We start from the raw sequence: 11,579 nt of genomic DNA, 5'->3' as shown, positions 1-11,579 counted from the left end.
ACCGTAATCATAGAGATATAAGAATCAGATGAAATCGTGAAGATTTAAAAATATGTTTGATCAGGAAGATGAAACACCATTAAATTTAAGCCCATATTCATTTGATAAACTTCGATTCGAGACTAACTCATTGTTTGGTTTTTTGATCTCATGCAACAACAATTAGCCTCGCTGCAAAGGAAAAAATAAAATGCCATGGTTTAAAACGTTTTTACTCGCGTCAAGCGTAGCAACATTTTCTCTGAGCACACATGCAAAACAAACGCTTTGTGTATTTGATTTGGTTGGAAGGAATGGCGATGTATACGCCTTGATGAAAGACTATCAACTTGCTGCGAAAGCATGGGGTGCAGACATTGAGTTACGTGTAGGACAAAATGAAGCCGTACTTGCTGAAGACTTTAAAGCAGGTAAATGTGATGCTGTCAGTATTACAGGGATGCGTGGTCGCCAGTTTAATCAATTTACAGGTTCACTCGATGCCATTGGGGCAATTACCGATTTAAAGTTTGCAGTCAAAGTGATGCAAGGTTTGTCGAGCCAGACCTTTGCCAAAGCAATGGTCAATGGTAAATATGAAGTGGTCGGTGTCATTCCGATTGGTGATGCTTATCTGATGGTCAACGATCGCGAGATTAATACGGTTGCGAAAGCTGCAGGAAAGAAAATCGCGGTTCTGGACTATGATGAAGCCCAGAAAATTATGGCTTCTCAAGTCGGTGCTCAGGCGGTGAGTTCAGATGTCACTAACTTTGGTGCCAAATTTAATAATGGCCAAGTGGACATCATTGGTGCACCAGCAGCTGCATTTAAACCTTTGGAACTGCATAAAGGTTTGGGTACTAAAGGCGCAATTGTCAATTATCCAATTTTACAAGTGACTGGAAATATTATTATTCGCTCAGATAAATTCCCAGAAGGGTACGGGCAAAAATCAAGACAATGGGTCAGTTCACAACTGCCACGTGCGGTTGATATTTTAGGCAAAATGAAAGCAGACATTCCACAAAAATACTGGATGGAAGTCCCTGCATCGGATAAACCTGGCTATCAAAAATTAATGCGTGAAGCGCGTATTGATTTAACCAAACGCGGTATTTATGACAAACGCATGATGAAATTGTTATGGCAGTTCCGTTGTCGTGAAGATGCCAAGAATTTTGAGTGTGGTTTACAAGATGAGAATTATAAATAATCTTGTAAAAAGTCATTAACTGCACTTTAAAACTTCAAAGACAGACCCGATATTGAGTATGCTATACTTATTGTCGGGTCTTTTAATTTATTAAAGACGTATTGAAGTCTGAGGAATATCCACCATGAACGCCCAAGCTCTCGAATTGTCAGATAATGCTGCCAAAAAAGTTCGCCAATTGCGCGAAAGTGAAGGGAATGACGACCTCATGCTACGTGTTTATGTCACGGGTGGCGGTTGTTCAGGATTCTCTTATGGCTTTAATTTTGCTGAAAGCGTCAATGAAGATGATGCTGAGTTCAGCAACGGTGATGTCAAAGTTTTGGTCGACTCGTTAAGCTATCAATACTTAGTTGGGTCAGTGGTTGATTATCTTGAAGGATTGGAAGGTTCTCGTTTTGTGATACAAAACCCGAATGCGACGACCACTTGTGGATGTGGGTCATCTTTTTCGATCTAATAAATGCTTGATCTCAAAAAAGCTTCTCCGATTGAGAAGCTTTTTATTGCTCATACCGCCGTCATCGTGCCTAAAATACGATCGCCTGATGCGCCTGTGACGGCTGGTAAATTGCCACTGAGCTGTTCAACGAAGCGCATTGCCAGCCAAGCAAAAGCAGTTGCTTCGACCCACGTCGGCGCTAAACCAAGCACATCGGTTGTTTGCACTGACCAATTATGTTTACGTAAACGCCAGCGTAATTGTTCAAGCAGAAATGAGTTATAAGCCCCACCACCACAGACATAGACCTCACCTGTCGGCATCAAATCTTTGCTTCGATAAATCGCTTTCTTGATCGCACGTGTGGTCAGTTTCATCAGCGTGGCTTGGACATTTTCAGGTGTATCTTCGAGCTCTTCATATTCGAGATCATTGCGCCAATCACTGATTTGATCATCTAACCATTCAAGATTAAAGTCTTCACGACCCGTGCTTTTTGGGGGTTCTTTAGAAAAATATTCATGTGTCTGTAAACGATCAAGTAGTGAGCGAATCGGTTGTCCATACGCGGCCCAATCGCCATTTTCATCATAGGGATGACCAGTATGGCGGTGACACCAAGCATCCATGAGAATATTGGCAGGGCCTGTATCAAAGCCATAAACCGCGTTTGGATTATTCGCAGGCAGCATGCTGACATTGGCGATACCGCCTAAGTTCAAGATGACACGATGGATACTGTCATGTTGGAATAATGCTTGATGGAATGCTGGTACCAATGGTGCACCTTGTCCACCTGCAGCCATGTCACGTCGACGAAAATCGGAAATAACAGGGAGTTGGGTGATCTCAGTAATGATATTCGGATCACCAATTTGTAGAGTAAAACCATATTCAGGACGATGGCGAATGGTTTGCCCATGTGAACCAATTGCTTTTATTTGCGTTCGATCTAAATGATTCTTTTCAATCAGCGCATTAATGCCATGCCCAATCATTTTCGCTAAAGCAACATCCGCTTTGCCCATACGATCAATTTCATTGTCATCTGGTAGCGTTAATGCCATGAGTTCGTCACGTAACTCAGGCTCAAAAGGTACTGTTAAAGTGGCATGTACGGTTAAAGGTTCAAATGAAGTTGCAACAATATCAACACCATCCATGCTTGTGCCTGTCATTACACCAATATAGATTGCGCTCATGTACAACTTCCCCTGCAAGACGCTGAAAAAATGTTAGTATATCGCACAAATTGAATAACTGATGTGTTTAGGTTTTGTGATGTCAAATTTCTTGCCAGCCGAAGAACAGCTTGCTCTCATTCAACGAGGCACGCACGAGATTATTTCTGATGAAGATTTACTGAAAAAGCTCAAAGAGAATCGTCCACTGCGTGTAAAAGCAGGCTTTGACCCAACGGCTCCTGATTTACACTTAGGACATACGGTGCTGATTAATAAGCTTAAAACTTTTCAAGATTTGGGACACGAAGTGACATTCTTGATCGGTGACTATACTGCGATGATTGGTGACCCATCTGGGAAAAGTGCGACACGTCCGCCGTTGTCTCGTGAACAAGTTGAAGCCAATGCCAAAACCTATCAAGAACAGGTTTTTAAAATATTAGATCCAAACAAAACCAAAGTACGCTTTAACTCGGAGTGGTTTAATCAAAAAACTGCGGCCGATTTAATTCAATTGGCAAGTCAACAAACCGTATCTCGTATGTTAGAACGTGATGACTTTACCAAGCGCTATAACAACCATCAGCCTATTGCAATTCATGAGTTCTTGTATCCGTTAGTCCAAGGTTATGACTCCATTGCACTTGAAGCAGATGTGGAGTTAGGTGGAACAGACCAAACTTTTAACTTGCTGATGGGGCGTACTTTACAAAGTCGCTATGGTCAAGAATCACAAGTCTGCATCACTGTGCCGATTCTTGAAGGTTTAGATGGCGTCAATAAAATGTCTAAATCTTTGGGTAATTATATTGGTGTATTTGACACACCGGGTGCGATGTACCAAAAAATCTTGTCGATGCCAGATAGCTTGATTGAACGTTACTTTGATTTACTTAGCTTTAAATCACTGGATGAAATCAAAGTTTTGCTTGATGAAATGGCAGCAGGACGTAATCCGCAGGAAATTAAGCGTATCTTGGCGCTTGAACTGGTTGAACGGTTCCATGATGCGGAAGCGGCTGAAAATGCGCATAAGAGCGCAGGTAATCGTGTTACTGAAGGTGAAGTACCAGAAGATACCCCTGAAGTGACCATCTCACGTGGTGAGTTTGGTGGCGAGTTATTCATTGCAACCATTTTGCGTGTGGCAGGTTTGAATCCGAATGCTGCTGCTGCAAAAGATGCGGTTGGTCGTGGTGCCGTTAAAGTGGATTGGAATGTGGTCGATATGAGTTTCTCTGTAAAAGAGAATGTCACTTTAATCATCCAATCGGGTAAAAAAGCAATTGCACGCGTCACATTTACCGACTAAATCAAATAGAAATAAATAAAAAGCAGGCCTTGAGCCTGCTTTTTATCCATAAATAGATGATAAAAACAACGAAAGCATTAAATTAGTAGAAAAAAGAAACAAGCGAAAGTAAAAGTTAAAAAAAGGGGTTGTGTGGAGTTAGAAATGCTGTAGAATGCACATCCATCGGCGGTGATGCAGATAAAAACTTGTTGAGAAACAAGGATTTGGATTGAAAGGTTTGAATCTTGTGTTTGAGAATAAGTTTTAAAAATATCTAAATTGCCTGTTGACTTTTAAGAGATTGAGAGTAATATAGCCGACCTAGCTTGATGGTGACGAATCATCGAGAAGATCATTAAGAATTGAAGAAGAACAACTTGTGTGGATTTTTACTGGTTAATCGATCGAAATTATTTTCATTGATTAGATGGTAGAAATTACTCGAAGTTTATTTGAGAAATATTTGTCAGAAAATTGATGAGCCAAGATTGGTGCCCTTTAAAGGTACTACTGATTTTAAACTGAAGAGTTTGATCATGGCTCAGATTGAACGCTGGCGGCAGGCTTAACACATGCAAGTCGAGCGGGGTGATGTAGCTTGCTACATTACCTAGCGGCGGACGGGTGAGTAATGCTTAGGAATCTGCCTATTAGTGGGGGACAACATTCCGAAAGGGATGCTAATACCGCATACGTCCTACGGGAGAAAGCAGGGGACCTTCGGGCCTTGCGCTAATAGATGAGCCTAAGTCGGATTAGCTAGTTGGTGGGGTAAAGGCCTACCAAGGCGACGATCTGTAGCGGGTCTGAGAGGATGATCCGCCACACTGGGACTGAGACACGGCCCAGACTCCTACGGGAGGCAGCAGTGGGGAATATTGGACAATGGGGGGAACCCTGATCCAGCCATGCCGCGTGTGTGAAGAAGGCCTTATGGTTGTAAAGCACTTTAAGCGAGGAGGAGGCTACCTAGATTAATACTCTAGGATAGTGGACGTTACTCGCAGAATAAGCACCGGCTAACTCTGTGCCAGCAGCCGCGGTAATACAGAGGGTGCGAGCGTTAATCGGATTTACTGGGCGTAAAGCGTGCGTAGGTGGCTAATTAAGTCAAATGTGAAATCCCCGAGCTTAACTTGGGAATTGCATTCGATACTGGTTAGCTAGAGTATGGGAGAGGATGGTAGAATTCCAGGTGTAGCGGTGAAATGCGTAGAGATCTGGAGGAATACCGATGGCGAAGGCAGCCATCTGGCCTAATACTGACACTGAGGTACGAAAGCATGGGGAGCAAACAGGATTAGATACCCTGGTAGTCCATGCCGTAAACGATGTCTACTAGCCGTTGGGGTCTTTGAGACTTTAGTGGCGCAGCTAACGCGATAAGTAGACCGCCTGGGGAGTACGGTCGCAAGACTAAAACTCAAATGAATTGACGGGGGCCCGCACAAGCGGTGGAGCATGTGGTTTAATTCGATGCAACGCGAAGAACCTTACCTGGCCTTGACATAGTAGAAACTTTCCAGAGATGGATTGGTGCCTTCGGGAATCTACATACAGGTGCTGCATGGCTGTCGTCAGCTCGTGTCGTGAGATGTTGGGTTAAGTCCCGCAACGAGCGCAACCCTTTTCCTTATTTGCCAGCGGGTAATGCCGGGAACTTTAAGGATACTGCCAGTGACAAACTGGAGGAAGGCGGGGACGACGTCAAGTCATCATGGCCCTTACGGCCAGGGCTACACACGTGCTACAATGGTCGGTACAAAGGGTTGCTACCTAGCGATAGGATGCTAATCTCAAAAAGCCGATCGTAGTCCGGATTGGAGTCTGCAACTCGACTCCATGAAGTCGGAATCGCTAGTAATCGCGGATCAGAATGCCGCGGTGAATACGTTCCCGGGCCTTGTACACACCGCCCGTCACACCATGGGAGTTTGTTGCACCAGAAGTAGCTAGCCTAACTGCAAAGAGGGCGGTTACCACGGTGTGGCCGATGACTGGGGTGAAGTCGTAACAAGGTAGCCGTAGGGGAACCTGCGGCTGGATCACCTCCTTAACGAAAGATTGATGGCCGGTAAGAATCCACAACAAGTTGTTCTTCTTGAAGATATATCTGAGGGTCTGTAGCTCAGTTGGTTAGAGCACACGCTTGATAAGCGTGGGGTCACAAGTTCAAGTCTTGTCAGACCCACCAAATCTGATCGCTAAAGCTAAAAGATTTAAGGATATAGAATTCACAATGATAAGCTGGGGACTTAGCTTAGTTGGTAGAGCGCCTGCTTTGCACGCAGGAGGTCAGGAGTTCGACTCTCCTAGTCTCCACCACGTACTTTACGGAGTACGGGCTAAAGATTACAGAATTTAGTGAATAAGAAGATCGAATGATCTTGGTTTATTAAGTTCTGTGATTTATCACAGTTTAATGTAGCTGACGAGGTTACATTAATTCATTAACAGATTAGTAGAATTGAGTCTGAAATAAATTGTTCAAAACTCGATTAATATGATTTTAACGGTAATACGAAAGTGTTGCAGTTAGATGAAAGATTAATGCGAGAACTAGCGATTAACTGAATCAAGCGTTTTGGTATATGAATTAGATTGAAGCTGTACGGTGCTTAAGTGCACAGTGCGTCAAACTGAAATGTTGAAGTTACTACTTGTAGGTAACGTCGACTGTTTGGGGTTGTATAGTCAAGTAATTAAGTGCATGTGGTGGATGCCTTGGCAGTCAGAGGCGATGAAAGACGTAATAGCCTGCGATAAGCTCCGGGGAGGCGGCAAATATCCTTTGATCCGGAGATTTCTGAATGGGGGAACCCACTTACCACAAGGTAGGTATTGCATACTGAATACATAGGTATGCAAGGCGAACGAGGGGAAGTGAAACATCTCAGTACCCTTAGGAAAAGAAATCAATTGAGATTCCCTTAGTAGCGGCGAGCGAACGGGGATCAGCCCATTAAGTTGTATGTGTTCTAGTGGAACGCTCTGGGAAGTGCGAACGTAGAGGGTGATATTCCCGTACACGAAAGGGCACATACAATGATGACGAGTAGGGCGAGGCACGTGAAACCTTGTCTGAATATGGGGGGACCATCCTCCAAGGCTAAATACTCCTGACTGACCGATAGTGAACCAGTACCGTGAGGGAAAGGCGAAAAGAACCCCTGTGAGGGGAGTGAAATAGATCCTGAAACCGCATGCATACAAGCAGTGGGAGCCAACTTGTTTGGTGACTGCGTACCTTTTGTATAATGGGTCAGCGACTTACATTCAGTAGCAAGGTTAACCGAATAGGGGAGCCGTAGAGAAATCGAGTCTTAATAGGGCGTTTAGTTGCTGGGTGTAGACCCGAAACCAGGCGATCTATCCATGAGCAGGTTGAAGGTTGGGTAACACTAACTGGAGGACCGAACCCACTGTCGTTGAAAAGCCAGGGGATGACTTGTGGATAGGGGTGAAAGGCTAATCAAGCCTGGTGATAGCTGGTTCTCCCCGAAAGCTATTTAGGTAGCGCCTCGGACGAATACCATTGGGGGTAGAGCACTGTTTCGGCTAGGGGGTCATCCCGACTTACCAAACCGATGCAAACTCCGAATACCAATGAGTACTATCCGGGAGACAGACTGCGGGTGCTAACGTCCGTAGTCAAGAGGAAAACAATCCAGACCGCCAGCTAAGGCCCCAAAATCATAGTTAAGTGGGAAACGATGTGGGAAGGCATAGACAGCTAGGAGGTTGGCTTAGAAGCAGCCACCCTTTAAAGAAAGCGTAATAGCTCACTAGTCGAGTCGGCCTGCGCGGAAGATGTAACGGGGCTAAAACTATGTGCCGAAGCTGCGGATGTAACTTTTAAGTTACGTGGTAGGGGAGCGTTCTGTAAGCCGATGAAGGTGTATTGAGAAGTATGCTGGAGGTATCAGAAGTGCGAATGCTGACGTGAGTAACGACAAAACGGGTGAAAAACCCGTTCGCTGAAAGACCAAGGGTTCCAGTCCAACGTTAATCGGGGCTGGGTGAGTCGACCCCTAAGGCGAGGCCGAGAGGCGTAGTCGATGGGAAATTGGTTAATATTCCAATACTTCTGTGTAATGCGATGAGAGGACGGAGAAGGTTAAGTCAGCCTGGCGTTGGTTGTCCAGGTGGAAGACAGTAGGCATGCATCTTAGGCAAATCCGGGGTGCTCTATGCTGAGAGTCGATAGCAAGCTGTACTTGTACAGTGAAGTGGCTGATACCATGCTTCCAGGAAAAGTCTCTAAGCTTCAGTTACACAGGAATCGTACCCTAAACCGACACAGGTGGTCAGGTCGAGTAGACCAAAGCGCTTGAGAGAACTCTGCTGAAGGAACTAGGCAAAATGGTACCGTAACTTCGGGAGAAGGTACGCTGCTGACGGTGATGATCCTTGCGGTCTGAGCTATTGGCAGCCACAGAAACCAGGCCGCTGCAACTGTTTATTAAAAACATAGCACTCTGCAAACACGAAAGTGGACGTATAGGGTGTGATGCCTGCCCGGTGCTGGAAGGTTAATTGATGGGGTTAGCGTAAGCGAAGCTCTTGATCGAAGCCCCAGTAAACGGCGGCCGTAACTATAACGGTCCTAAGGTAGCGAAATTCCTTGTCGGGTAAGTTCCGACCTGCACGAATGGCATAATGATGGCGGCGCTGTCTCCAGCAGAGGCTCAGTGAAATCGAATTCGCCGTGAAGATGCGGTGTACCCGCGGCTAGACGGAAAGACCCCGTGAACCTTTACTGCAGCTTGACATTGAACTTTGACCTTACTTGTGTAGGATAGGTGGGAGGCTTTGAAGTTAGAACGCTAGTTCTAATGGAGCCATCCTTGAAATACCACCCTGGTAATGTTGAGGTTCTAACTCTGCCCCGTAATCCGGGGCGAGGACCATGTCTGGTGGGTAGTTTGACTGGGGCGGTCTCCTCCTAAAGAGTAACGGAGGAGTACGAAGGTGCGCTCAGCGTGGTCGGAAATCACGCGTAGAGTATAAAGGCAAAAGCGCGCTTAACTGCGAGACCCACAAGTCGAGCAGGTACGAAAGTAGGTCTTAGTGATCCGGTGGTTCTGTATGGAAGGGCCATCGCTCAACGGATAAAAGGTACTCTGGGGATAACAGGCTGATACCGCCCAAGAGTTCATATCGACGGCGGTGTTTGGCACCTCGATGTCGGCTCATCTCATCCTGGGGCTGAAGCAGGTCCCAAGGGTATGGCTGTTCGCCATTTAAAGAGGTACGCGAGCTGGGTTTAGAACGTCGTGAGACAGTTCGGTCCCTATCTACCGTGGGCGCTGGAAATTTGAGAGGATCTGCTCCTAGTACGAGAGGACCAGAGTGGACGAACCTCTGGTGTACCGGTTGTCACGCCAGTGGCATCGCCGGGTAGCTATGTTCGGAAGGGATAACCGCTGAAAGCATCTAAGCGGGAAGCCTACCTCAAGATAAGATTTCCCTAGGACTTTATGTCCTCTAAAGAGCCGTTCGAGACTAGGACGTTGATAGGTTGGATGTGGAAGTACGGTGACGTATGAAGCTGACCAATACTAATTGCTCGTGAGGCTTGACTATACAACACCCAAGCAGTTGTATATAAAGCATCAATTCGATTCATAAAACATCAATTCATCTTGATTTAGTGAAATAGCTAGATATAATGAACACCGTAAAAACAGACTTAATATACTAATCCGTTAATAACTCTTTGGTTCGTAAGTAAGGCACACACTGTGAAATTTAACTCACAACGTGATTAAGACCCCAAAACACCACAACAGTTTGCTGGCGACAATAGCAAGAGTGAACCACCTGATCCCTTCCCGAACTCAGAAGTGAAACCTCTTCGCGCTGATGGTAGTGTGGCACTTGCCATGTGAGAGTAAGTCATCGCCAGCTTTTAATTCTAAACACCCCCAACCTAACAGTTGGGGGTGTTTTTTATTGGGGAGGAAGTTTACTATAATTCTAGAAAATGGATTGAAAGAAAAACTATGAATAAACTATATGATAGAGCGCATAAATTATGTTTTTTTATACATGATATTATGGTTGATTTTCTAGAAACTGGTGAGAAAAATAATATTTTCTTAAGTAAAATTGAATTATCTAACTTAGAAAAAAATGAATTGTTGGACTATGATGGAAGTATTCTAAATTGGTTAAAGAATAAAAATAAGCAAAGTGATTATGAATCAGTGATTAAAAAAACAATTATCCAAGCAATATTATCAGATATGTTGCATTGTATTTATGAATCTTTGAAAGCTATGGAAAAAGGAAAAGTTAGTATAGCTTATATGTTAATTAGAAAGCCAATCCAAGAAAATTTGTATTTATTAGAAGAAATGATCTTAAAAGATAATTTTATCGATATTTTTGAAAGTAATCCATTAAAGCTAAGGCATAAAAATGGTGGTGATGTAAATGGACATGATCTACGGATAAAAAAAATTCTTGAGGATTTAAATTTTGATCAAATTCTAGATTCACATTATTTAGCAGCCTTACGATATGATAAAAAGAGTGAGGATAGTTTTGATGGCGTTTGTAATCAAGCAATGCATTTATTTACTGAGCATCAAGCTATTAAAACTGAAAATTTGAATATTAATTTCATTTTTGGTACAAATGAATCCAAAGAAACTTTATATCAATTTATGTATAGTCGTTTACCATATTTAATGTACTATATTTATTTGGTTTTCGAAAAAATTGCTAATAATATAGCCAACACTTCACCTGTATATTTATTGGATGTACAAAATAGGATTTCTGCCTTGTATTTGTTAGCATGTGTAAATGTTGAAAATAATTACCAAACTAAAGAAGTTGATAAATTATGTATCATGTTTGAAGCTATTTTATCTGAAAATTTTAAATGTGAATTAAGCTTAGATAAATTGGAAAATATTGTTTCAACTGGAATGACTAATTAAATCTTAATTTTATTATATGATTTTGAATTATTTATGAAATTTAACACATTTTCTCTAATTCCTGATGAAGAATTGCATCTTCCTGAGCTGGTGTATTGGGCATCCCTCGGTGATGTTGAACAAGTTGAGCAATTATTGGCAGCAGGAACAGACCCAAATCAAACTGACGATGAAGGCTATAGTGCGTTACAGGCAGCAGCTGAGAACGATCATTTAGCAGTGGTGAAGCTGTTAGTGAGTAAAGGTGCAAACGTGGCTTATAAAGGCGAATATACTGCGCTACAGCTTGCAGAAATGGCAGAACATGCCGAAGTGATTGAGTATTTAAAAAGTCTTTAAATTGCCTATAAAAATGATAGATAAAAAAAGCCCCATCATCCTGATGGGGCTTTTTTCGTATTTAGTTTATTGTTGCTTACTTCCTATAAACAACCACTTCCTGTGGGTCTTGTTATTCTGAAGGAGACTTCCTGTCTCTGTATGCTTTGTATATTAAAGTGAATACGGGGCACTG

At 43.3% G+C, this 11,579-nt stretch carries 6 protein-coding genes, 2 tRNA genes and 3 rRNA genes; 10 read left to right on the top strand and 1 reads right to left on the bottom strand.

From position 1 onward, the window contains the following. Window positions 1–190: 190 nt before the first annotated feature. Together F903_RS02455 and erpA are read left to right on the top strand one after the other, a co-directional pair. Entirely contained in the window at window positions 191–1,195 is a 1,005-nt protein-coding gene (locus F903_RS02455) for a putative solute-binding protein (RefSeq protein WP_004672275.1), read from the top strand. Between the two features lie 124 nt (window positions 1,196–1,319). Beyond that, window positions 1,320–1,655 carry an iron-sulfur cluster insertion protein ErpA gene (gene erpA, locus F903_RS02450; RefSeq protein ID WP_004672277.1) on the top strand — a complete coding sequence of 112 codons (336 nt, stop codon included), beginning with the start codon at window positions 1,320–1,322 and terminating at the stop codon, window positions 1,653–1,655. 50 nt (window positions 1,656–1,705) lie between these two features. Here erpA and F903_RS02445 read toward each other — a convergent pair whose 3' ends face one another. After that, window positions 1,706–2,839 (bottom strand): anhydro-N-acetylmuramic acid kinase, encoded by a 1,134-nt coding sequence (locus tag F903_RS02445; protein WP_005194336.1) that lies wholly within the window; start codon window positions 2,837–2,839, stop codon window positions 1,706–1,708. A 61-nt stretch (window positions 2,840–2,900) separates the two neighbouring features. Between F903_RS02445 and tyrS the strand changes: the two genes are divergently transcribed. From tyrS to F903_RS02405, 8 genes are all read left to right on the top strand, one after another. Beyond that, window positions 2,901–4,133 (top strand): tyrosine--tRNA ligase, encoded by a 1,233-nt coding sequence (gene tyrS, locus F903_RS02440; RefSeq protein ID WP_155757040.1) that lies wholly within the window; start codon window positions 2,901–2,903, stop codon window positions 4,131–4,133. A gap of 500 nt (window positions 4,134–4,633) precedes the next feature. Further along, window positions 4,634–6,171 (top strand): 16S ribosomal RNA (locus tag F903_RS02435). Window positions 6,172–6,232: 61 nt separating this feature from the next. After that, window positions 6,233–6,309 (top strand) — tRNA-Ile (locus tag F903_RS02430). Between the two features lie 55 nt (window positions 6,310–6,364). Beyond that, window positions 6,365–6,440: transfer RNA gene (locus F903_RS02425), tRNA-Ala, on the top strand. A gap of 367 nt (window positions 6,441–6,807) precedes the next feature. After that, a 23S ribosomal RNA gene (locus F903_RS02420) occupies window positions 6,808–9,701 on the top strand. A gap of 209 nt (window positions 9,702–9,910) precedes the next feature. Beyond that, window positions 9,911–10,025: ribosomal RNA gene (gene rrf / locus F903_RS02415) — 5S ribosomal RNA — on the top strand. The 16S, 23S and 5S rRNA genes sit together here with 2 tRNA genes alongside, the layout of an rRNA operon. Before the next feature lie 95 nt (window positions 10,026–10,120). Then, window positions 10,121–11,065, top strand: coding sequence for a hypothetical protein (locus F903_RS02410; protein ID WP_005194193.1), 945 nt, complete (start codon window positions 10,121–10,123; stop codon window positions 11,063–11,065). A gap of 33 nt (window positions 11,066–11,098) precedes the next feature. Next, window positions 11,099–11,404, top strand: a complete 306-nt coding sequence (locus F903_RS02405) for an ankyrin repeat domain-containing protein (RefSeq protein WP_005194192.1) — start codon at window positions 11,099–11,101, stop codon at window positions 11,402–11,404. Window positions 11,405–11,579: the final 175 nt, after the last annotated feature.

It is taken from the genome of Acinetobacter sp. NIPH 298, from assembly GCF_000369505.1.
Taxonomy (GTDB): Bacteria; Pseudomonadota; Gammaproteobacteria; order Pseudomonadales; family Moraxellaceae; genus Acinetobacter.
This window is presented reverse-complemented; position numbering and strand designations above follow the sequence as displayed.

Bases quoted from the DNA above. Each gene is read 5' to 3' on its own strand.
- F903_RS02455 (WP_004672275.1), top strand. From the start codon at position 191: ATGCCATGGTTTAAAACGTTTTTACTCGCGTCAAGCGTAGCAACATTT.
- erpA (WP_004672277.1), top strand. From the start codon at position 1,320: ATGAACGCCCAAGCTCTCGAATTGTCAGATAATGCTGCCAAAAAAGTT.
- F903_RS02445 (WP_005194336.1), bottom strand. From the start codon at position 2,839: ATGAGCGCAATCTATATTGGTGTAATGACAGGCACAAGCATGGATGGT.
- tyrS (WP_155757040.1), top strand. From the start codon at position 2,901: ATGTGTTTAGGTTTTGTGATGTCAAATTTCTTGCCAGCCGAAGAACAG.
- F903_RS02410 (WP_005194193.1), top strand. From the start codon at position 10,121: ATGAATAAACTATATGATAGAGCGCATAAATTATGTTTTTTTATACAT.
- F903_RS02405 (WP_005194192.1), top strand. From the start codon at position 11,099: ATGAAATTTAACACATTTTCTCTAATTCCTGATGAAGAATTGCATCTT.